This is a genomic window from Mycobacterium kyogaense (assembly GCF_003254575.1).
Taxonomy (GTDB): Bacteria; Actinomycetota; Actinomycetes; order Mycobacteriales; family Mycobacteriaceae; genus Mycobacterium; species Mycobacterium kyogaense.
Map to the genome: position 1 here is coordinate 43,807 of NZ_QJUA01000001.1, position 21,502 is coordinate 65,308.

Consider the following 21,502-nt stretch of genomic DNA (forward strand, 5'->3'; position numbering starts at 1 on the left):
ACGCTGAGGGTCACCGCGGGGCGAGGAAACCGACGGGCCCCGACGCCATGCACACCGACAGCGCGGCGGTGTTGGCGCGCACGGTGATCGCGTCGCCCGCACCGGGCAGCCGGACGAAGACCCGGTTCAGCCCGGGCCGCACCGGCACCTTGACCTGGTCTCCCTCACTGAGCTGCACGAGGATCGAACCATCGGAATTGGCAAGATAATTCAGCTCCGCCGTCCAGTCGGCGGGCAGCAGCGGCCCGTCGAGCGGCATGCGGACGGGGAAGTCGGGCTGCACCAGGTATCCGCACCGCGGATCGGGGCCGGGTCGAATGCTGCGCACCCACGTGACGACGGCGTCGACGAGCCGGCCTGAGGAGTCGAGCATCCTCAGATCAGTTGTGGCCGAGCTGAATTCAGGACGCTCGGAAAGCAGTGCGAACATGTGCGAGGTGAGGTTCTCCGGCCACGCCACCCGCTGCAGCACCAGCGGGTCGACTTCCTGGTCCAGCATCGGCGCGCTCGAGTCGGCGTGTGCGGCGGCCAGCCCGGCGCGTGCGTCGAGCAGGTACGCCTTGGTCGGGTTGTCGCGCCAGCTGGTCAGGAACGTCGAGGTCGAGTACAGGCTGCTCACCACGAAAAGTGTTGCTGCGCAGGCAAGAACGGGACGCTCCCACCGGGCCGGGGCGCGCCGCGCTGGTGCGAGCATGCCGATCGCGGCGAGCAGCGCCAGAACGACCACCAGGTCGGGCAGGTAGCGCAGTGTCTGCGCGAGTTCCAGTGCGGTGAAGCGGGAGGATCGCATCAGATAGATCGGCACCTGGCACGCCATCGCGTAGCCCAGCGCCACGGCCCACACCGCGCCCAGCCGCCGGCGCCGCGACACCGTCACCACCACTGCGGTCGCCAGCGCCACCCACCCGAGCACCATCACGGCCACCGGCGGGGTGGCCCACGGCGAGGCGGGCGCCCAGCGCTGCCACTCCCACGGTCCGCCCACCAGGCCGGGCACGATGCCATGGGTGACGGAGCGCCACAGCAACTCACCGGTCATCGCCAGGTCGAAGCTCCACCGCTGCTGGTCGACCACCGTGACGTAGACACCCACCCACGCCGCCGTCACCGCCAGGCACGCCAGCCACAGGGGGCGGCCGCGGCGCCACACCTGCCCGATGCTCACCGATGCGGTCACGTAGCCGTACACCGCGGCGATCGCGAACGCCGCGAACGGGACGATCGCCGCCTTCTCGAAGAACAGCAGCCCGCCGAAGAACGCGGTCGTCCCCGTCACCGCGTAGCGGACGGCCCCGGTGCGCACCAGCTGGATCGCATCGGCACACACCCACGCCAGCGCGGCCAGCATCGGCAGGGAGTTCAGCCCGGCCGCCCACCACGCGAAGCTCGGCACTGCCAGCGGTGTGAACAGGGCGAACGCCAACGGGGCCAACAGCGCCGGCCGCCACCCGAGGATCACGTGCAGGGCGCGCAGCAGCGCCAGAGCCGCGACCAGAGACAGCACCACCAGGCTGATCGCGGGGCCGATCCAGTTGAGCGGGGCGATCCTGGTGGTCAGGCCGGCGAGCAGGAACGCGCCAGGCATGACGTGGCCGTCGTGGTCGTCGAACAGATAGCCGGGCGAGAGCAGCGACTGGGTGCCGGCGCGGCCGACGAGGATCAGATCGTCCCAGTAGAAGTAGCCGCCGAACGCGAGGACCGCCCGAACGGCCAGGTGCAGCACGATGAGGGCGACGGCGGCGCGGGCGACCCATTTCATGACGCCTGCGACTGTACGGATGCGCGGGCCACGACGGTGCCGCCGGTATGGTGACCCCGTGCGCACACTGGTCACCGGGGCAGCCGGTTTCATCGGATCGACACTGGTCGACAGGTTGCTGGCCGAGGGTCACACGGTGATCGGGCTCGACGATCTGAGCTCGGGCCGCAGCGAGAATCTGGGGCCGGCCGAGCGGCACGACACCTTCGACTTCGTCAAGGCCGACATCGTCGACGCCGACCTGGTGTCCCTGCTCGCCGACGTCAAGCCGGAGGTGATCTTCCATCTGGCCGCTCAGATCTCGGTCAGCCGCTCGGTCACCGAGCCGGTGTTCGATTCCAGCGTCAACGTGGTGGGAACGGTGCGCCTCGCCGAAGCCGCCCGGCTGGCCGGCGTCCGCAAGGTCGTGCACACCTCGTCGGGCGGGTCCGTGTACGGCGCCACGCCCCGCTATCCCACCGATGAGAGCAACCCCCTCGACCCGGCCTCGCCGTATGCGGCCAGCAAGGTCTGCGGCGAGGTGTACTTCGGGATGTTCCGCAACCTCTACGGGCTGGACTGCAGCCACATCGCGCCCGCCAATGTGTATGGGCCGCGCCAGGATCCGCACGGTGAGGCCGGCGTCGTCGCGATCTTCTCCCGCGCGCTGCTCGCCGGGCGGCCGACGAAGATCTTCGGCGACGGATCGGATACGCGTGACTACGTGTTCGTCGACGACGTCGTCGACGCGTTCGTTCGTGCCTCCGGGGACGCGGGCAGCGGGCAGCGCTTCAACATCGGCACCGGCGTGGAGACCTCGACGCGGCAGCTGCACACCGAGATCGCGTGCGCTGCAGGCACATCCGATGAGCCCGAGTTCCACCCGCCGCGCCTGGGCGACGTGCGCCGGTCCTGCCTGGACAACAGCCGGGCCGGCGAGGTGCTGGGCTGGCAGCCGCAGGTCCGGCTCAGCGACGGGGTCGCACGGACTGTGGACTACTTCCGCAACGAAGTCTGATCCCCGTCCGGCTCGCGTGCGTTCTGCAGCGCCACGGCGCGGGCCAGCCGGGTGTATTTCAGCTCGATGTCCTTGAACCGCATGTACGTCGACAGTGTGGTGAACGCGAACGCGATGATCAGCACGTACTCCAGCAGATCGGTGCCGCGGTCCACGCCCAGCCAGTTCGCGACCACGGTGGTGTCGTCGGGACGCAGGATCGCGTAGATGCCGGCGATCACGAACAGCACGTAGCCGACCTTCACCCACGCCTTCGAGCGGGCGCTGCCGCGCGAGCGCAGCAGGTACACCAGCAGCGCGAGCACCGATGCGATCAGCAGTACCTGGATCCAGTTCATCGGGTGGTCCTCCTGCGCAGCAGGCCGTCGAAGACGATGTTGACCCCGTTGAGCAACGGCTGGCCTTTGGCCTTCGAGTAGTCGGTGTAGCGGATGTCGACGGGCACTTCGGCCACCCGCCAACCGTTTTCGTGGGCGAGGACGATGAATTCGCCGGCGTGTCCCATCCCGCTGATGGTCAGGTCGAGTTCATCGGCGACGCGGCGGTTGAACACCCGCAGCCCGTTGTGTGCGTCGGTCAGGCCGAGGCTGCGGTTGCGCCGGCTCAGCGTCGCCGCCGTCCGCAGGACCAGCCGCTTGAGCAGCGGGGTCTGGGTCGGGCCGCCGGCGAAGCGGCTGCCGACGACGAGGTCGACGTCGCCGGCGCGCAGGCGGTCGACCATCGTGACGACATCGTCGACCCGGTGCTGGCCGTCGGCGTCGAACGTCGCGAACAGCGCGGCGCCGGGCCGGGCACGGGCGTATTCGACACCAGTCTGGATGGCCGCCCCCTGGCCCAGGTTGACCGGATGGGTGACGACGTGCGCGCCGGCACGCAGTGCGGCGTCCCCGGTGCCGTCGCTGCTGCCGTCGTCGACGCAGACCACCTGGGGGAACACGGCGCGCACCTCACCGATGACCTCCTCGATCACCGTCGCTTCGCAGTAGGCGGGGATCACGATCCACACGTCGCGGGAGCGCTGGTCAGAGGGGCCGGAGATGTCGATGCGCAACAAAGTACACCGCCTAGCGTGGCGGAATTCTGGCAAGGGCGACGAGGTGAACGGCGATGCCGAGCAGCGGACCGCACAGCAGCGCCACGACGGTCCGCACCTCGAGGTCGAGCGGCAGTGCCAACAGCGCCGCGGCGGCGACCGTCGCCGACACCCAGCCGACGGCGTAGGCGCGCTGCAGCGCCGCGGCGACCGCGGCGGCCCCGGTGAGCGTGAGCAACGCGATCATCACCGCCGCCGCGGTCAACCAGCCCAGCAGGACTCCGTCGGCCACGTAGTCGGCGCCGAAGGCCTCCCGCAGCAGCCACGGGCCGAACACCGCGGCCGCGGCCACGCCGACCGCGCCCAGCACCACCACGGCCGCCGCCGGGACGATCAACGCCCGCAGGCGATGTGCGCGCTGATCCACGAAGTGGGCGATCAGGTTGCCCTGCATCGCAGTCAGCGGTACGAGCAGCGGGGCGCGGGTCAGCGTGACGGCCAGGATCACCACACCGCCGGCGGCGCCGAGATCGCCCGAGGTGGCCTTGAGTAGCACCGGAAAGCCCATCACCAGCACGGCGCTGGCCCCGGCCGCGGCGATCGAATGGCCGGCGCCGCGCAGGAACGTCGCCGTGGTGCCCGGGGTGTGCAGGCGGGCCGCCGCGCGGGTCACCGGTGAGCCGGCCAGCATCAGCAACCAGCCCACCGCGCCCGCGACGGTCGCCCACAGATAGCCGCCCAGGCCCCAGCCGAGCGCGAAGCTGCCCGCGGCGACCGCGACCCGCAGCAGCGCGTCGGCGACCATCAGCGCGCCGTACTCCGACCAGTTGTTTCCTCCGGCGAGCAGGCCCAGCAGGGTGGTGTGCACGCAGAATCCCGCCAGTCCCGCGGCCAGCAGGGCCACGCTGAGCAGGCGGGCGTCGGCGAACACGTGGCCGGCCCACAGCGGTGAGGTGACGGCGATCGCGGCCGCGGCGGCCAACCCGACCCCGATACCGATCCGCACCGGGCTGGTGCGCTGACCACCGGGCTCGATCGTCGCGGCCTGCCGGACCTCCCGCGTGGTTTCCTGCAGCAGCCCGAACGCGGCGCCGCTGGCGAGGCCGAAGGCGCCCCAGAACACCCCGAACACCGAGAACCCGGCGGGCTCGAGGTCGCGGGCGGCCAGATAGAGCACGGCGTATCCGCACAGCGCCGACACCGCGGTGGCGGCTCCGACGCGCACGACGCTGCTGCGCGTGACCGCGCCCGGGCCGACGGTCGCGTCGGTCACGGATTGTCCAGCGGCGGAACGGCGGTGGCGTAGAGCCAGGCCGCCCACAGCGGGCGCAGCGACTCGTCGGCGTAGCGGGCCGCCAGCCCGATGAAATCGTCGGTGACCACGCTCGAGTGCCGGTGCCTGGTCGTCCACTCCTTGAGGAGGGCGAAGAACTGCTTGTCGCCCAACCTATTTCGCAGCGTGTGCAGGGTCAGCGCGCCGCGCTTGTAGACGCGGTCGTCGAACATGTCGCGGGGACCGGGGTCGGCGAGGACCAGATCCTGCGCAGAATGCGTCAGACGGTAGTGGTAGTGCCGGGCCCACTCATCTGCGCTGCGCTGCCCGCAGTGTTCCGACCACAACCATTCGGCGTAGCAGGCGAAACCTTCGTGTAGCCAGATGTGGCGCCACCGCTGCACGGTGACGGAATTGCCGAACCACTGGTGGGCGAGCTCGTGGGCGATCAGCCGTTCGGCGCCGCGCTGCCCGTCGCAGTGGTTGGCGCCGAAGATCGAGATGCCCTGGGCCTCCAGAGGGATCTCGAGGTCGTCGTCGGTGATCACCACCGTGTACCCGGTGTCGAGCGGGTAGGGGCCGAAGAGCTTGGTGAACAGTTTCATCATCTGGCCCTGCCGGCCGAAGTCGTGAGCCACCCGATCCCGCAGCCGCTCGGGGGCCACAGCGTGGATCGACACCCCGTTCTTGGCGATGCGGTGCCGTTCGTACATGCCGATCTGCAGCGTGATCAGGTACGTCGACGTGGGCTCGGTCTGTTCGTAGGTCCACGTCGTCATCGCCGCCCGCACCCGCCGGTGCAGCAGCTTGCCGTTGGCCAGCGCGAAATACGGGCTCTCCGTGCTGATCTGGATGCCGAAGCTGGCCTTGGCGCTGGGGTGGTCGTCGCACGGGAACCACGACGCCGCACCGTTGGGTTGACCGGCGACCAGGGCGCCCTCGGTGAGTTCCTCGAAACCGACCGCACCCCACATCGATCGGACCGGGCGTGGCGTGCCGCCGTAGCGCACGACGATCGTCATGGCCGCGCCCGCGCGCAGTTTCTCGGCCAGGCTGATGTGCAGTTTGCCGTTCGAGGTGCGGAAGTTGCCCGGCCGCTTGCCGTTCACGGTGACCTTCGACACCGACAGCGCCGCGGAGAGATCCAGGGTGAACGTCTGAAGTTCGGCGAGCGTGACCGCGGTGATGGTGGCCGAGCCGGTCAGCCGGTTGATCGCGACCTTGTACTCGAGGTCGAGTTCGTAGCGCGACACCCGATAACCGAAATTGCCGGTGCCGGGCAGATACGGGTCGATGACCGGTGGCGTTCCCTTCTTGGCGGCCTGCTTGCGGGCCCTCACGCGGCCGCCGGCTTCTTCGCCTTGCCGCCGGTGTCCGCGCGTTTCTTGCGCGGCGGCAGCCACGGCGCGATCGGATTGCCCTGCCACCGGGTGGACGGCGGCACCTCGTCGCCGCGCACCACCAGCGACGCCGGGCCGACGGTGGCGCCGGCCCCCAGACGTGCCGCGGGCAGCGCGACACAGTGCGGGCCCAGCGTCGCACCGGCGTCGAGCACCACCGTGTCCATCCGCATGATCCGGTCGTGGAACAGATGGGTTTGCACCACGCAGCCGCGGTTCACCGTCGCACCGTCACCGAGCGTCACCAGATCGGCTTCGGGCAGCCAGTACGTCTCACACCACACTCCGCGTCCGATCGTCGCGCCCAGTCCGCGCAGCCACACGTTCATCACCGGAGTACCCGACGCGGCCCGGGCGAACCACGGCGCCGCGACGACCTCGACGAACGTGTCCGACACCTCGTTGCGCCAGACGAACGACGACCACAGCGGATGTTCGATCGCGGTGATGCGGCCCACCAGAAGCCATTTCGCTGCGACGGCGATCCCGCCGGCCACCGCTCCCGCGATCAGCAGCGCCAGTCCGGTCAGCAGCGCGGCACCCAGCCAGCCGACCGTTCCCGCCAGGGCCTGCGCGGCCAGCAGCACCCCGATGCCGATCGCGAACGTGACGACGACGGGCACGAACCTGAACGTCTCGACCACCGCGCGCAGCACACGCAACCGCGTCGACGGGTGGAACGTGCGCAGCGCGTCGGCCGCCGTGGGTTGGCGGCGCAGTCGCATCGGCGGACTGCCCAGCCACGACGAGCCGGCCTTGGCTTTGTGCGGGGTCGCCGAGAGCACCGCGACCAGACCGTCGTCGGGGACCCGGCGGCCGGGCTGGGTGATGCCGGAGTTGCCGAGGAACGCCCGCTTGCCGACCGTCGCGCGCGCCACGTGGATCCAGCCGCCGCCCAGCTCGTAGGAGGCGACCATCGTGTCGTCGGCGAGGAACGCGCCGTCCTCGACGACGGTGAACTTCGGGATCAGCAGCGCGGTCGAGATCTCGGTGCCCTTGCCGATCTTCGCGCCCAGCAGTCGCAGCCACCACGGCGTCGCGAGTCCGGCGTAGATCGGGAACAGGTAGGTGCGCGCCCCGTCCATCAGCCGTTCGGTCGCCCACAGCTGCCATCCCGATCGGCTGCGCACCGGGTGGTAGCCCTCGTGCAGGCCGACGGCGAGCAGGCGCACCCCGATCACGGTCAGCGCGGCGTAGACACCCATTGCCGCCGCGGTCGCCGGGATCGTCGCAGCGAGTGCCGGCAGCAGCGCGTCGGTCAGCGTCGCGGTGCCCGCCACGGCCCAGCCGATCACGGCGAGCCCGGCGGCCAGCGCGGCCAGCGGCAGCGCGCCCAGCAGCATCGAGGTCACGCCGTATACCGCCACCCACACCGGGGCGCGCGGCGGCCGGTGGTCGGGCCACGGGTGTTTGGCCTTGCCGGACTTCACTGCCGGCGAGCCCTTCCAGTACTGCCCGTTCTTGACCTTGCCGACGACGCCGGAGCCCGGCGCCACGTCGGCGTTCTTGCCGACCACGGCCCCGGGCAGCAGCGTGGTGCGCGCGCCGATGGTCGAGTCGTTGCCGATGGTGATGGGCCCGACGTGGAACTCGTCGCCGTCGATCCAGTGTCCGGTGAGGTCCACCTCGGGTTCGATCGAGCAGCGGTGCCCGATCCGCAGCATGCCGGTGACGGGCGGCGCGGAGTGCAGGTCGACCCCGCTGCCCACCGAATTGCCCAGGGCGCGTGCGTAATACACCAGCCAGGGCGCGCCGGCCATGTTCTCCGCGCCGCTCGCGTCGGCGAGCCGCTCGGCCAGCCAGATGCGCAGATGCACCGACCCGCCGCGCCGGTAGGTGCCCGGCGTGAGCGTCCCGACGAGGATGCGCGCGCCCAGCACCGCGATGCCCATCCGCCCGGGCGGGGACACGAACAGCAGGAAGCCGGCGAGGATCCACCACCAGCTCAGCGGCCGCGCCCATCCCACCAGGTCGGTCGCGGCGGCGAGGTTGTTGGCGACCGCCAGCCACACCACCCACTGCATGCCGGTCAACATGGCCAGCGGCACCGTCAGCGCCACCTGGACGGCCTGGGTCAGCCGGGACACCGGGCGCACGGTCCTGGTCTCGACGGCCGGCGGTGGCTCCAGCTCGTCGAGATATCCGGCGAGCGAGCCCAGGCGCGGATGGTCGTAGAGGTCGGCGACGGTGACCTGCGGGTAGCGCTGCCGCAGCACAGCGATCAGCTGGGCGGCACTGAGCGATCCGCCGCCGAGGGCGAAGAAGTCGGCGCCCGGGCCGTCGATCGGGGCGGCGAGCACGTCGCGCCACAGTCCGGCGAGCCAGCCGAGCGTGCCGCCGAGCTCGGCCGTGGTGTCGTCGTCGGCGGGCCCGACGGGCCAGGGCAGCGCATCGCGATCCACCTTGCCCGACGTGCGGGTCGGCAGTTCGTCGACGACCACCAGCCGCGGCACCAGCGCCGCGGGCAGCGACTCGGCCAGCCGGGCCCGGGCGCTGGTCAGATCGAAGCCGGCGCCGGGTGCGGCGACGACGTAGCCGACGAGCAGCGGGGTGCCGCTGGCGGTGCGACGCACGGCCGCTGCGCCGCCGCTGACCCCGGGCAGGTGCACGAGCGCGGTGTCGACCTCGCCGAGTTCGATCCGTCGACCGCCGACCTTGACCTGGTCGTCGGCGCGTCCCATGAAGTAGAGGCCGTCGTCTTCGAGCCGGACCAGGTCACCGCTGCGGTAGGCGCGGCTCCACGCCAGCGTCGGGAGTGCGCCGTACTTCTCGGCGTCCTTCTCCGGGTCGAGGTAGCGGGCCAGCCCGACCCCGCCGATCACCAGCTCGCCGACCTCGCCGACGGGCACCGGGTTCCCGGAGGCGTCGACGACGGCCAGGTCCCAGCCGGGCAGCGGCAGCCCGATGCTGACCGGGCCGGTGCCCGTGAGCCGCGCCGCACACGCCACCACGGTGGCTTCGGTGGGGCCGTAGGTGTTCCACACCTCCCGGCCCTCGACCGCCAGGCGCGAGGCCAACTCCGGTGGGCACGCCTCGCCGCCGAAGATCAGCAGCCGCACCGCTTCGAGCGCCTCGGCCGGCCACAGCGAGGCCAGCGTCGGCACCGTGGAGACCACGGTGATGTCCCGCGACACCAGCCACGGGCCCAGGTCCATGCCGCTGCGCACCAGCGAGCGCGGCGCCGGAACCAGGCACGCACCGTGCCGCCAGGCCAGCCACATCTCCTCGCACGACGCGTCGAACGCCACCGACAGCCCGGCCAGCACCCGGTCACCCGGGCCCAGCGGATTGTCCTGCAGGAACATCTCGGCCTCGGCGTCGACGAACGCCGCGGCGTTGCGGTGGGTGACCGCGACCCCCTTCGGAGTGCCCGTCGACCCCGAGGTGAAGATGATCCAGGCGTCGTCGCGGCTCAACGGAGCCGTGGCACGCCACCCGCGCGACGTACCGGGGCCCCGGATCAGGCCGCGTTCGGTGATCACTCCCACGACGTCGGCCTCGGTGAACACCAGTTCGGCCCGCTCGGGCGGATCGTCGGCGTCGACGGGCACGTACGCCGCGCCCGCGGCGAGGGTGGCCAGGATCGCGACGTAGAGCGCATAGCTGCCCGACGGCATCCGGATGCCGATGCGGTCGCCGCGGCCGATGCCGCGCACCGCCAGCCACGCCACGCTGTCCTCGACGTCGGCGATCAGCTCGGCATAGGTGAGCTGCACGGTGCCGTCGTCCAGAGCCGTCGCGTCGGGGTGGCGCCGCGCGGTGTCGTAGAGGATGTCGATCAGCGTGCGCGCGGGCGGGGCCTGGGCAGACAGCAGGTACTGGTCGGGGATCGCCGAGGTTGGATCCGGTGCTGTCACGGGTACAAACTACTCATTGCGCGAGGCTGCTTCTCGCCGTCGGGTGGCCGCTGATTCGCGTGTCGACGGCGCGCCTGGCAGAATCGCCCGCTTGGAGGGGAGTATTCCTTCGCCGCAGTGTCGTCATCACGTCGCCCGCCTGAGGGCGACCGGTGCTGCGGGCCGGGCGCCGGAGACGGCGGCGGTGGAAGAGACCTCCGGCGTTGAACGACGACCGGAGGTTTGATGAACGTCAGTGCTCTCGAGTGGGGGATCACGCTCAGCGTGACCATCGCGATCCTGCTCTTCGATGTGATCGTGATCGGGCGTCGCCCCCATGAGCCGTCCAAGCGGGAAACCGGCACCGCGCTGACGATCTACGTCGGCCTCGCCATCGCGTTCGGCGTGTGGACGTGGTTCTTCCACGGCAGCCAGTACGGCGTGGAGTTCTTCGCCGGGTGGCTCACCGAGTACAGCCTGTCGGTGGACAACCTGTTCATCTTCTTGATCATCATGGCGAGCTTCAAGGTGCCGCGGGTGTATCAGCAGCAGGCGCTGCTCGTCGGCATCATTCTTGCGTTGATCTTCCGCGGCATCTTCATCGCTTTGGGCGCCGTCGCGATCGAGCAGTTCTCCTGGGTCTTCTACCTCTTCGGCGCGTTCCTGGTGTACACCGCGATCAAGCTGGTGCGCGACACCGACCACGATGACGACGGCGAGAACGGCGTGGTTCGGTTCGCCCAGAAGCACCTGAAGTTCACCGACACCTGGGACGGCTTGAAGCTGTGGGTGAAAGAGAACGGCTCCGGACGATTGATGACGCCGATGTTCCTGGTGATCATCGCGCTCGGCACCACCGACCTGCTGTTCGCGCTCGACTCGATCCCGGCGATCTACGGCCTGACCCGGGAGCCCTATCTGGTGTTCGCGGCCAACGTGTTCGCGCTGATGGGTCTGCGTCAGCTGTACTTCCTGCTCGGCGACCTGCTCAAGCGGCTGGTGTATCTGTCGCAGGGGTTGGCGTTCATCCTGGGCTTCATCGGGGTGAAGCTGCTGCTGCACGCGCTGCACGAGAACGAGGTGCCGTTCATCAACGGCGGCGAGCCGCTGAAGGTGCCGGAGATCCCGACGCTGGCCAGCCTGGGCGTCATCGTCGTCACGCTCGCGATCACCACGGCGGCGAGCCTGTACAAGACCCGGGTGCACGACGTGCGCAAGAACGGTGAGGCTCCCGAGGCGGCTGACGAAACGGATCCCGCGGCGGACACCAGCCGCTGATTCCGTTGCGCTCGCCCTGATTGGAACGGGTGCGCACATAGTTGGACCTGGTTAGCGTGGGCTCATGCGGATCTTTCTCGAGGATGACGCCGGGCTGCGCGAGCTCACCGACGGTGGTCAGCCGACCATCCGGGTTGCGGCTCCTGACCTGCAGCGGGCCCGTCAGGTCCGCTCGCGTATCCGGTCGGGTCCGGGAAATGCAGCGGTGATCCTGGACGTGACGGTCGCCGTCGCCGGGGATTTCCGCGCGGCGCGAGGAGCGTTCGGTGAACTCGGTGCCACCTCGGGGGACACGATCCGCTACGCGGGCACCGTCGCCGGGTTGGCCGGGCTCGTCGGCGACATCGCGTCGGCCGGGGTGGCCGACGGGGTGACGCTGATCGGCGCGTCGCCACAGCAGGACCTCGACCGCATCGGGCGGGACGTGTTGCGCGTCCTGAGCGCCCGCGATCAGGCCCGCGCGTCCTGAAGCGCCGCGTCGATCAGGCGCGCGTAGCGCAGCGAGCGGGTGGTGCCCGTCGTGCCTCCACCCATCTTGTTCATCACGTAGGCGAACGTCGCCCGTCGGTCGAGGTCCATCACGACCAGTGAGCCACCCCAGCCGCCCCACCAGCAGACTCTGCCGGGCGGGACGGCGGGCACGCTCTCGGGCGTCGGCAGGCCGAAACCGAGGCCGAAGCGCAGCGGAATGCCGAGGACGAGGTCGGTGCCGTGCGACTGCTCGACGAAGATCTGGTCGATGGTGGCGGGGGAGAGCACCTTCGTGCCGTCGACGGCGCCGCCCAGCGATATCGCGCGCAGCGCGCGCACCAGCCCGCGGGCGTTGCCGTGGCCGTTGGCGCCGCCGATGTCGGCGGCTCGCCACGGTGCGGTCTCGGCGACCGCGACACCGTAGGCGCCGGGTGGGAACGCCGCGAAAGTCCGGACCGCCGGGTGGTCGGGGCCGAGCCGGTCCAGGCCGCGGTCGCGGGGTGGGGGAGCGAGCAGCTCGGCGATGCGGGGCTCGTCGGATTCGCGTGCGCCGATTTGTACGTCGGCGGCAAATCGCTCGGAAATGCTCTCGCGGACAACGTCTTTGAGGCGCGTGCCGGTGATGCGCCGGATCACCTCGCCGATGAGGTGGCCGTAGTTCATCGCGTGGTAGCCCGACGCGGTGCCCGGCTCCCACCACGGGGTCTGGTCTGCCAGATGGGCGGTGGCACGCTCCCAGTCGTAGATGTGCTCGACGTCGAACGGCACCTGCCAGCCCGACACTCCTGAGGTGTGTGCGAGCAGGTGGCGTACCTCGATGCGGTCTTTGCCGTGCGCCCCGAATTCCGGCCAGTATCTGGTGACCGGCGCGCCGGGGTCGAGCTCGTTGGCGTCGATGAGCAGCAGGGCCGCCAGTGCGGTCAGCGTCTTGGTGCAGGACCAGAAGTTGACGATCGTATCCTGTTGCCAGGCAACGGTTTTGGCTCGATCAGCGTGGCCGCCCCACATGTCGGCGACGAGTTCACCGTCGACATCGACGGCCAGTGACGCGCCGAGCTCCTCGCCCGCCTCGATCTCGTCGGCCAGGGCGGCGGCGAGGCGGTCGAAGCGAGGCTCCCACTGACCGTGCACGGCACCACGCATAGGGGCGAGCCTATGTGGTGCTGGCGGTCACCAGTTGTCGTAGCCGCCCTCGGGGCCGAGCATGCGTTCCAGCCGGGTGCGGTTGATCTTGGCCAGTTCGTTGCGCACGATCTTGCGTTCGGTCTCGTAGTCGTTGAGCAGCCGGTCACCCATCGTGGCCAGCACGGTGTCGGCGCTGTAGCCGTTGACGTACATGACGAAGCCGAAGCCGAAGTGGTCCAGGTAGGTCTTCGAGGCGTCGGCCAGTCGCGCCATCATCTCGGGCCGCGCGTCGGCGATCGCGCACTGCTCTGCCTGGGACTTCTCGCTGCCGGGCCGGCGGCCGATGTCGGGGTAGGCCTGCAGGATCGAGTCGATCGAGTCCTCGCCGAGGGCGAAGAGCAGCGAGTCGGCGCAGCGGAACAGCTGGTCGTGGGTGGTGAAGGGGCGCTGTCGGGCCAGGTCGGCGGCCAGCGGCACGCTGGAGCAGCATTCGTAGACGGCGTGCACGGCGCGGCGCATCGGCAGCGCGTTGAACGCGTCCAGTCCGATTCCCTGATGCAGTAGCACACCGCCATGATCGAACGGTCAAACGGCGAGCACGTAACGCCGTGTTACAGGCAGGTCAATTCCCGCGAGCAGACGCAATCTCGAGTGTTCTCACGGCGTGTCCGCTCGAGTTCGCGTCTGGTCGCGGGGAGAAAACTAGTGGCCCTCGGTCTTGAAGCGCTCGATCGACCGGTTCACCTCGGCCTCGGCTTCCTCGCGGCCCACCCAGTCCGCGGCGTGCACGAACTTGCCCGGCTCGAGGTCCTTGTAGTGCACGAAGAAGTGCTTGATCGCGTCGAGCTCGAACTCCGACACGTCGCCGATGTCCTGGATGTGGTCCCACCGCGGATCGGCGAGCACGCACAGCACCTTGTCGTCGCCGCCCTTCTCGTCGGTCATACGGAACATGCCGACGGGGCGGGCCTCGACGATGCAGCCGGGGAACACCGACTCGGGCAGCAGCACCAGCGCATCCAGCGGATCGCCGTCCTCGCCGAGGGTGTCCTCGATGTAGCCGTAGTCGGTCGGATAGCCGAACGCGGTGAACAGGTAGCGGTCCAGCTTCACCTTGCCGCTGTCGTGGTCGACCTCGTACTTGTTGCGGGAACCCTTCGGGATCTCGATGAGAACGTCGAACTGCACCGGGGAGGCTCCTTCGCATGACGGGCGATCAACAGGCCGGAACCACCTTAGTGGGGAGCGATACCCTGCACTACAGGGGTGGCGTCGGAGTAATCGAGTGACAGGGGAACTATGCGGCCGACTCGGTGGCGGCGGTCCACCTATGTCCTGGTCGGCCTCGCCGTGGTCGTCGTGGTGGCCGGTCTGGTTCTGACGGCGGCGCTGATCGCAGGCCGTCAGCCGTCGGCGGCGGTGGCCGTCAAGCCTGCACCGGCGCCTGCGACCGCTGACCCCGGCGTCGTCCCGGTGCCCGACACCGCCGACATGCCGACCGCCGCCGGGCTGGCCAACGCATTGCGCGGGGTGGTGGCCGATCCGAACCTCGGTCAGTTCACCGGGCGTATCACCGACGCCCTCACCGGCGACGAGCTGTGGTCGCAGGGCCCGCATGTGCCGATGCAGCCCGCCTCGGTGAACAAGATGCTGACCACCGCCGCGGCGTTGCTGACGCTGGACCGCGACGCCCGCCTGACGACGCGGGTGGTGGCCACGTCGCCCGGGACCGTGGTGCTCGTCGGCGGCGGCGATCCGACGCTGTCGGCAGCCCCGCGCGGCACCGACACCTGGTACCGCGACGCCGCCCGGATCGTCGACCTCGCCGACCAGGTGCGCCGCAGCGGGACCACTGTTCGCACGGTCGCGGTCGACGTCAGCGCCTACAACGGCCCGACGATGGCGCCGGGCTGGGACCCGCTGGACATCGACGGCGGCGACATCGCCCCGATGGAGGCGGTGATGCTCGACGGCGGCCGCACCCAGCCCGTCACCGTGGACTCGGCGCGCTCGCGCACTCCGGCACTCGACGCCGGGCGTGCGCTGGCGATCGCGCTCGGCGTCGACCCGCAGAAGGTGACGGTGCTGCCGTCGGCTGCGCGGGGCCGCGAGATCGCCTCGGTGCAGTCTCCGCCGCTGATCCAGCGGCTGCGCGACATGATGAACGCCTCGGACAACGTGATGGCCGAGTCGACGGGCCGGGAGGTCGCCGACGCGACGGGCCGACCGCAGAGCTTCGCCGGCGCGGTCAGCGCGGTGCTCGCCGCCCTCGACGACGCCGGGATCGACACCGGCGAGGCGCGGCTGCTGGATTCCAGCGGCCTGTCGGTCGACGACCGGCTGACCGCCGAGACCCTCGACGAGGTCGTCGGCGCGGCCGCCGGCGATGACCACCCCAAGCTGCGGCCGCTGGTGGATCTGCTGCCGATCGCCGGTGGCAGTGGCACGCTGTCGAATCGCTACCTCGACAGCGCCGGCCGCGGCGCCGCCGGCTACCTGCGCGCCAAGACGGGATCGTTGACCGCGACCAACTCGCTGGCCGGCATCGTGACCGACACCAGCGGCCGGGTGCTGACCTTCGCGCTGCTGTCCAACCAGGCCGGCCCCAGCGGGCGTACCGCGCTCGACGCGTTCGCCGCGACCCTGCGCACGTGCGGGTGCCGCACATGAACCAGACGTTCTCGGTCGGCAGCGCGGTGGATTGGAACCTGGCGGCCTCGTTCGGCGGCAAGCTGGCCCGCCCCGAGCCGCCGTCCACCGACTACACCCGCGACCAGGTGATCGCACAGCTCGCCGACTCGGCGCGGGCGGCCGAGGTGCCGGTGCGCGAGGTGACCGGTCTCGCCGAAGGGGCGGACATCCCCGAGGCGCGGATCGTGAACCGGCCGGAGTGGATCCGCGCGGCCGCCGGTTCGATGCGGGCGATGACGGGCGGGGGTGACGGCGCGAAACCCCGTGCCATCAGCGGGCGCATCGCCGGCGTGCAGACAGGCGCGGTGCTGGCGTTCGTGTCGTCGGGGATTCTGGGGCAATACGATCCGTTCGCTTCCGGTGGGCAGGAGCGAAGCGACCCGGGAAATGACACAGCCGGCGGTGAGCTGCTGCTGGTCTACCCGAACGTCATCGCGGTGGAGCGGCAGTTGCACGTGCAACCGGCCGACTTCCGGATGTGGGTCTGCCTGCACGAGGTCACCCATCGGGTGCAGTTCCGCGCCAACCCGTGGCTGGCCGGCCACATGTCCGACGCCCTCGGCGTGCTCACCCAGGACGCCGGCGACGACGTGACGCAGGTGGTGGGGCGGCTGGCGGAGTACGTCCGCGAGAAGCGTTCCGGCCATGTTGCAGACGCCAATTCGGCGGGCATCCTCGGGCTGGTGCGCGCGGTGCAGTCCGAGGCGCAGAGCGAAGCGCTGGACCGGCTGCTGGTGTTGGGCACGCTGCTCGAAGGGCACGCCGACCACGTGATGGATGCCGTGGGGCCCGCGGTGGTCCCGTCGGTGGCCACCATCCGTCACCGGTTCGACCAGCGCAGGCACCGCCGCCAGCCCCCGGTGCAGCGGCTGCTGCGGGCACTCCTGGGGATCGACGCAAAGATGGACCAGTACACGCGCGGCAAGGCGTTCGTCGACGCCGTGGTGTCGACGGTCGGGATGGCGCGGTTCAACACGATCTGGACCGGCCCGCACACCCTGCCGCTGCCCGACGAGATCGACGAGCCGCAGCGATGGATCGACCGGGTGCTGTAGCGCAGCTGCGCGCGGCACTGCGCCGGTTCGCAGCCGAGTACGGGCTCGACGGGCCCTGGTGCGTCGCGCTGTCGGGCGGGCCGGACTCGCTGGCCTTGACCGCGGTCGCCGCAGCGCTGCGGCCGACGACGGCGCTGATCGTCGACCATCGGCTCCAAGCCGGCTCCGGGACCGTCGCAGCGACCGCCAAAGAGCAGGCGCTTGCGCTGGGATGCGTTGACGCTCAAGTGCTTTCGGTGGACGTCGGCACTCAGGGCGGGCCCGAGGCGGCCGCCCGCGCGGCGCGCTACGGCGCTCTGAAGCAGGCTCGCGACGGGTCACCGGTGCTGCTCGGGCACACGCTCGACGACCAGGCGGAGACGGTGCTGCTGGGCCTGGGCCGTGGATCGGGCGCACGCTCGCTCGCCGGGATGCGGCCCCACGATCCGCCGTGGTGCCGGCCCCTGCTGGGGGTGCGACGCAGCGTCACCCACGCCGCATGCGCCGAACTCGAGCTGACCCCGTGGCGCGATCCGCACAACGAGGACCCGCGCTTCACCCGGGTGCGGCTGCGCGCCGAAGTGCTGCCGCTGCTCGAGGATGTGCTGGCCGGCGGCGTCGCGGAGGCGCTGGCACGCACCGCCGCGGCGCTGCGGGAGGACACCGACGCGCTCGACGGGATCGCCGCCGAGATCGTCGTCACTCCCGAGCTGGCGGTGGCGACACTCACAGCACTGCCCGCCGCGGTGCGCCGCCGCGTGCTCCGGCGGTGGCTGCTCGACGGCGGCGCCGTGGGCCTGACCGATGCGCAGATCCGGTCGGTCGACGCGCTGGTGACGGCGTGGCGCGGGCAGGGCGCAGTGGCGGTACCGAGCGCGATGGCGCGGCGCCGGCTCTTCGCCGGCCGGCGCGGCGCGGTGCTGACGCTCTACCGGGAGCCGGTCGCCGACTGAGCACCAGTAGGCTCTAGGGCGTGCCTGCGCATGGGGAGTTGTATCCCGGGGACATCAAGTCGGTGTTGCTGTCGGAGGAGCAGATCCGCTCCAAGACAGCTGAGCTCGCCGGCCTCATCGCCGCCGACTACCCGACGCCGGGGGAGGGGCAGCAGGATCTGCTGCTGATCACGGTGCTCAAGGGCGCGGTCATGTTCGTCACCGACCTGGCCCGGGCCATCCCGCTGCCCACGCAGCTGGAGTTCATGGCGGTCAGTTCGTACGGCTCGTCGACGTCGTCGTCGGGGGTGGTGCGCATCCTCAAAGACCTCGATCGCGACATCAACGATCGCGATGTGCTGATCGTCGAGGACATCGTCGATTCTGGGCTGACGCTGTCGTGGCTGCTGCGCAACCTGGCCACCCGCCGGCCCCGGTCGCTGCGGGTGTGCACGCTGCTGCGCAAGCCCGAGGCGGTGCGTGCCGACGTCGACATCGAATACATCGGCTTCGACATCCCCAACGAGTTCGTCGTCGGCTACGGCCTGGACTACGCCGAGCGTTATCGCGATCTGCCCTTCATCGGCACGCTCGACCCCAAGGTCTACACGGACTGACGTCTCACCCGCCCATACCGACGTTTGGGCGCGAAAGCGCGAGAAGTTCTCGCCATTTCGTCGATCTGGACGCAGGATCGAAGCCATGACCGAGACCGCGCTCCGCATCTGCCCCTTCTGCGAGGCCACCTGCGGCCTGACGCTGACCATCGACGCCGGCCGAGTGGTCGGTGCGCGGGGCGATCGTGACGACGTGTTCAGCGCCGGGTTCATCTGCCCCAAGGGCGCCAGCTTCGCCGAGCTCGACAACGATCCCGACCGGTTGCAGGCTCCGCTGGTCCGCCGTGACGGCGTGCTGACCGAGGCGACGTGGGAGGAGGCGTTCGCGGCGGCCGCCGACGGCCTCGGCGCGGTGATCCGCGAGCACGGGGGCGCCGCCGTCGGGGCGTACCTGGGAAATCCCAACGCGCACACGGTCGCCGGTGCCCTGTACCCGCCGCTGATCATCCGCGGCCTGGGCACCCGCCAGGTCTTCTCGGCGAGCACGCTGGACCAGATGCCCAAGCACGTGTCGCTGGGTCTGATGTTCGGCAGTCCGGTCGCGTTCACGGTGCCCGACCTCGACCGGACCGACTACCTCGTCATCATCGGGGCCAATCCGCTGGTCTCCAACGGCAGCGTGACCACCGCCCCCGACTTCGGCGGCAAGATGCGCGACATCCGCAAGCGCGGCGGCCGGATCGTGGTCATCGACCCGGCCCGCACCCGCACCGCGGAGCTCGCCGACCGGCATCTGGCGCCACGCCCCGGCACGGACGCGGCGCTGCTGTTCGCCGTCGTCCACGTGCTGTTCGACGAGAACCTGGTCACCCTCGGTGACCTGGCGGAGCATGTCGCCGGTCTCGACGAGGTGCGCGCGGCGGCGCGCGACTTCACCCCCGCCGCCGTCGCCGAGTACTGCGGCGTCGACGCCGCTGAGATCGAGACGCTGGCGCGGGAGCTCGCCGCGGCATCCAGCGCGGCCGTCTACGGCCGTATCGGGACGTCGACGGTCGAGTTCGGCACGTTGGGCAGCTGGCTCGTCGACGTCGTGAACATCCTGACCGGCAACCTGGACCGGCCCGGCGGTGCGATGTTCCCCTGCTCGCCGGTGGCGCCGGCGCCGCGCGGGCACCGGCCCGGCAAGGGGTTCCGCACCGGCCGCTGGCACAGCCGGGTGTCGGGCCGTCCCGAGGTGCTCTCCGAACTGCCGACCCCAGTACTGGCCGAGGAGATCGAGACGCCGGGCGACGGTCAGATCACCGCCATGATCACGATCGCGGGCAACCCGGTGCTGTCCGCCCCCGACGGCGACCGGCTGGACAAGGCATTGGACAGCGTCGCGTTCATGATCAGCGTCGACCCCTACCTGAACGAGACGACCCGCCACGCCGACGTCATCCTGCCCCCGCCCCCGCCGTCGCGCTCGCCCCATTTCGACGTCGCGCTGAACGCGCTCGCGATCCGCAACAACGCCCGCTACTCGCCGCCGGCGCTGCCGCTGGACGGCAGGCCCAGTGAGGCCGAGATCCTGTCCCGGTTGGCGCTGGTCGTGTTCGGCATGGGCCAGGACGCCGATCCGGCGCTGGTCGACGAGCAGGTCATCGCCACCACCCTGGCCAAGGAGACTGCCGACCCCTCGTCGCCGGTCGCCGGCCGCGCCGTCGACGAACTGACGGCGATGCTGCCCGCAGGGCCCGGTTACGAGCGCCGGCTCGACATGATGCTGCGCCTCGGTGCGTACGGCGACGCGTTCGGGGCGCGCCCCGACGGGTTGACGTTGCAGCGGCTCAAGGACGCACCGCACGGCGTCGATCTGGGTCCGCTGCAGCCCCGGCTGCTCGAGGTGCTGCGCACGCCGTCAGGCCAGGTCGAGCTCGCGCCGCCCGCCCTGATCGACGACGCGGCGCGGCTGCTGGAGGCGATGGCGCGGCCCGCCGAGGGTTTCGTGCTGATCGGGCGTCGGCACCTGCGCAGCAACAACAGCTGGATGCACAACCTGCCCGCGCTCGCGGGCGGCACCAACCAGTGCACGCTGCGGATGCACCCTGACGACGCCGCCGATCTGGGCGTCACCGACACCGCCGTCGTCAAGGGCGCCGGCGGCGAGCTGGTGGTGCCCGTCGAGATCACCGACGGCATCCGGCGCGGGGTGCTGTCCCTGCCGCACGGCTGGGGTCATGACCGGCCCGGCACCGGGCAGCACCTGGCCGCCGGTCAGCCGGGTGTCAACGTCAACCAGCTCAACGACGGCTCCCTGCTCGATCCGCTGTCGGGCACCGCGGTGCTCAACGGCGTCCCGGTCACCGTCGGGCCCACCGGCTCTGATTCGGCCTAGCCGAGCTGCCACACCACCGTCACCGAGAACCCGACGGTTTGCTGACCCGGCTCCAGCGGCACCGCGGCCTCCATCGCGCGCGGCATCGCGGGCATCGGCACCGGCGGCGTGGGGGAGGCCGTCTCGGAGATCGAGATCACGTCGCCGAGGTCGAGTCCGGACAGTTGCGCGTACTGGTTGGCGCGGTCCTTGGCGTCGTTGAACGCGCGGGCGCGGGCATCACGGACCAGTTGGGAATCGTCGTCGATCGAGTAGTTGATCGAGTTGATGCGGGAAGCATTTCCTCCGGTGCTGACGATCAGACCGATCGCGTCCGATGCCTTGGCCAGATCGCGGATCGTGACGGTGATCGAGTTGGTGGCGCGATACGCCGAGATCGTGGTGCTGTCGCTGCCGTACTGCGGCTGCAGATCGGCTGCGGTGGTGGCGATGTCCTTGCGGTCCACGCCGGCGCCGACGAGCGCGTCGATGACGGCCTGCTGGCGCTCGTTGGTCTGGCTCATCGCGCCGGTGGCGTCGGCGGCCTGGAATTCCATGGATGCGTTGACGGTCAACGTGTCCGGGGTGCCCTTGACCTGACCTTCACCGACGACGGTGACCTGACGGGCGTCCGTGCCTGGCGACGCGGTGGGTCCCGACTGTGCGTCGCAGGCGGCTGCCGAGGCCGCGACGACGCCGGCGGCGGCCACGGCCAGAGCGATGCGGACGGGTCTGCGGGGTGAATGAGGCATGGCTGGCA

18 protein-coding genes are annotated in these 21,502 nt (G+C 70.6%); 8 read left to right on the forward strand and 10 right to left on the reverse strand.

Translation table 11 applies throughout. From position 1 onward, the window contains the following. Positions 1-10: 10 nt before the first annotated feature. A complete protein-coding gene (locus DMB80_RS00235) occupies positions 11-1,852 on the reverse strand; it encodes a hypothetical protein (RefSeq protein ID WP_205538413.1) in 1,842 nt (613 codons plus the stop codon). On the opposite strand from DMB80_RS00235, the gene DMB80_RS00240 reads away from it, so the two are divergent. Further along, the gene (locus DMB80_RS00240) at positions 1,818-2,756 is read left to right on the forward strand and encodes a GDP-mannose 4,6-dehydratase (RefSeq protein ID WP_205538417.1); all 939 of its coding nucleotides are present in this window, start codon (positions 1,818-1,820) and stop codon (positions 2,754-2,756) included. The genes DMB80_RS00235 and DMB80_RS00240 overlap by 35 nt on opposite strands. On the opposite strand, the gene DMB80_RS00245 is transcribed toward DMB80_RS00240, so the two are convergent. The 5 genes from DMB80_RS00245 to DMB80_RS00265 are packed head-to-tail and all read right to left on the reverse strand — an operon-like array spanning position 2,735 to position 10,319. Next, positions 2,735-3,094, reverse strand: coding sequence for a DUF2304 domain-containing protein (locus tag DMB80_RS00245; RefSeq protein WP_111508042.1), 360 nt, complete (start codon positions 3,092-3,094; stop codon positions 2,735-2,737). The two genes, DMB80_RS00240 and DMB80_RS00245, sit on opposite strands and share 22 nt — an antisense overlap. Beyond that, the gene (locus tag DMB80_RS00250; protein WP_111508043.1) at positions 3,091-3,810 is read right to left on the reverse strand and encodes a glycosyltransferase family 2 protein; all 720 of its coding nucleotides are present in this window, start codon (positions 3,808-3,810) and stop codon (positions 3,091-3,093) included. The genes DMB80_RS00245 and DMB80_RS00250 overlap by 4 nt, the downstream gene beginning before the upstream one ends. A 10-nt stretch (positions 3,811-3,820) precedes the next feature. Continuing rightward, positions 3,821-5,062, reverse strand: coding sequence for a polysaccharide biosynthesis protein (locus tag DMB80_RS00255; RefSeq protein WP_111508044.1), 1,242 nt, complete (start codon positions 5,060-5,062; stop codon positions 3,821-3,823). Next, positions 5,059-6,402, reverse strand: a complete 1,344-nt coding sequence (locus DMB80_RS00260; RefSeq protein WP_111508310.1) for a M1 family metallopeptidase — start codon at positions 6,400-6,402, stop codon at positions 5,059-5,061. Before DMB80_RS00260 ends, DMB80_RS00255 begins: the two co-directional genes overlap by 4 nt. After that, a complete protein-coding gene (locus tag DMB80_RS00265; protein ID WP_111508045.1) occupies positions 6,399-10,319 on the reverse strand; it encodes a Pls/PosA family non-ribosomal peptide synthetase in 3,921 nt (1,306 codons plus the stop codon). Before DMB80_RS00265 ends, DMB80_RS00260 begins: the two co-directional genes overlap by 4 nt. A gap of 225 nt (positions 10,320-10,544) precedes the next feature. On the opposite strand from DMB80_RS00265, the gene DMB80_RS00270 reads away from it, so the two are divergent. Together DMB80_RS00270 and DMB80_RS00275 are read left to right on the forward strand one after the other, a co-directional pair. Then, the gene (locus DMB80_RS00270; RefSeq protein ID WP_111508046.1) at positions 10,545-11,576 is read left to right on the forward strand and encodes a TerC family protein; all 1,032 of its coding nucleotides are present in this window, start codon (positions 10,545-10,547) and stop codon (positions 11,574-11,576) included. Between the two features lie 64 nt (positions 11,577-11,640). Continuing rightward, complete coding sequence (locus DMB80_RS00275; protein ID WP_111508047.1) at positions 11,641-12,045, forward strand: hypothetical protein; 405 nt, start codon at positions 11,641-11,643, stop codon at positions 12,043-12,045. Here DMB80_RS00275 and DMB80_RS00280 read toward each other — a convergent pair. The 3 genes from DMB80_RS00280 to DMB80_RS00290 form a co-directional block, all read right to left on the reverse strand. Continuing rightward, a complete protein-coding gene (locus tag DMB80_RS00280; protein WP_111508048.1) occupies positions 12,027-13,190 on the reverse strand; it encodes a serine hydrolase domain-containing protein in 1,164 nt (387 codons plus the stop codon). The genes DMB80_RS00275 and DMB80_RS00280 overlap by 19 nt on opposite strands. Before the next feature lie 27 nt (positions 13,191-13,217). Continuing rightward, positions 13,218-13,739, reverse strand: a complete 522-nt coding sequence (locus DMB80_RS00285) for a 2-oxo-4-hydroxy-4-carboxy-5-ureidoimidazoline decarboxylase (protein WP_111508049.1) — start codon at positions 13,737-13,739, stop codon at positions 13,218-13,220. Positions 13,740-13,874: 135 nt separating this feature from the next. Further along, entirely contained in the window at positions 13,875-14,360 is a 486-nt protein-coding gene (locus tag DMB80_RS00290) for an inorganic diphosphatase (RefSeq protein WP_111508050.1), read from the reverse strand. A gap of 111 nt (positions 14,361-14,471) precedes the next feature. Between DMB80_RS00290 and dacB the strand changes: the two genes are divergently transcribed. The 5 genes from dacB to DMB80_RS00315 all read left to right on the forward strand — a co-directional run bounded on the left by dacB (position 14,472) and on the right by DMB80_RS00315 (position 20,763). After that, a complete protein-coding gene (dacB, locus tag DMB80_RS00295) occupies positions 14,472-15,842 on the forward strand; it encodes a D-alanyl-D-alanine carboxypeptidase/D-alanyl-D-alanine endopeptidase (protein ID WP_111508051.1) in 1,371 nt (456 codons plus the stop codon). Next, positions 15,839-16,918, forward strand: coding sequence for a zinc-dependent metalloprotease (locus tag DMB80_RS00300; protein ID WP_111508311.1), 1,080 nt, complete (start codon positions 15,839-15,841; stop codon positions 16,916-16,918). The genes dacB and DMB80_RS00300 overlap by 4 nt, the downstream gene beginning before the upstream one ends. Then, complete coding sequence (gene tilS, locus DMB80_RS00305) at positions 16,897-17,850, forward strand: tRNA lysidine(34) synthetase TilS (protein WP_111508052.1); 954 nt, start codon at positions 16,897-16,899, stop codon at positions 17,848-17,850. The genes DMB80_RS00300 and tilS overlap by 22 nt, the downstream gene beginning before the upstream one ends. Before the next feature lie 20 nt (positions 17,851-17,870). Continuing rightward, positions 17,871-18,446: a hypoxanthine phosphoribosyltransferase gene (hpt, locus tag DMB80_RS00310; RefSeq protein WP_111508053.1), complete on the forward strand. Its 576-nt coding sequence runs from the start codon at positions 17,871-17,873 to the stop codon at positions 18,444-18,446. Positions 18,447-18,531: 85 nt separating this feature from the next. Next, positions 18,532-20,763, forward strand: coding sequence for a molybdopterin-dependent oxidoreductase (locus DMB80_RS00315; protein ID WP_111508054.1), 2,232 nt, complete (start codon positions 18,532-18,534; stop codon positions 20,761-20,763). On the opposite strand, the gene DMB80_RS00320 is transcribed toward DMB80_RS00315, so the two are convergent. Beyond that, positions 20,760-21,494 (reverse strand): SIMPL domain-containing protein, encoded by a 735-nt coding sequence (locus DMB80_RS00320; RefSeq protein ID WP_111508055.1) that lies wholly within the window; start codon positions 21,492-21,494, stop codon positions 20,760-20,762. The two genes, DMB80_RS00315 and DMB80_RS00320, sit on opposite strands and share 4 nt — an antisense overlap. Positions 21,495-21,502 lie beyond the last annotated feature (8 nt).

Excerpts from the sequence above, each read along its gene's own strand:
- DMB80_RS00320 (WP_111508055.1), bottom strand. The coding sequence starts at position 21,494 with ATGCCTCATTCACCCCGCAGACCCGTCCGCATCGCTCTGGCCGTGGCC.
- DMB80_RS00275 (WP_111508047.1), top strand. The coding sequence starts at position 11,641 with ATGCGGATCTTTCTCGAGGATGACGCCGGGCTGCGCGAGCTCACCGAC.
- DMB80_RS00270 (WP_111508046.1), top strand. The coding sequence starts at position 10,545 with ATGAACGTCAGTGCTCTCGAGTGGGGGATCACGCTCAGCGTGACCATC.
- DMB80_RS00245 (WP_111508042.1), bottom strand. The coding sequence starts at position 3,094 with ATGAACTGGATCCAGGTACTGCTGATCGCATCGGTGCTCGCGCTGCTG.
- DMB80_RS00315 (WP_111508054.1), top strand. The coding sequence starts at position 18,532 with ATGACCGAGACCGCGCTCCGCATCTGCCCCTTCTGCGAGGCCACCTGC.
- tilS (WP_111508052.1), top strand. The coding sequence starts at position 16,897 with ATGGATCGACCGGGTGCTGTAGCGCAGCTGCGCGCGGCACTGCGCCGG.
- DMB80_RS00235 (WP_205538413.1), bottom strand. The coding sequence starts at position 1,852 with ATGAAACCGGCTGCCCCGGTGACCAGTGTGCGCACGGGGTCACCATAC.
- DMB80_RS00280 (WP_111508048.1), bottom strand. The coding sequence starts at position 13,190 with ATGCGTGGTGCCGTGCACGGTCAGTGGGAGCCTCGCTTCGACCGCCTC.
- dacB (WP_111508051.1), top strand. The coding sequence starts at position 14,472 with ATGCGGCCGACTCGGTGGCGGCGGTCCACCTATGTCCTGGTCGGCCTC.
- DMB80_RS00300 (WP_111508311.1), top strand. The coding sequence starts at position 15,839 with ATGAACCAGACGTTCTCGGTCGGCAGCGCGGTGGATTGGAACCTGGCG.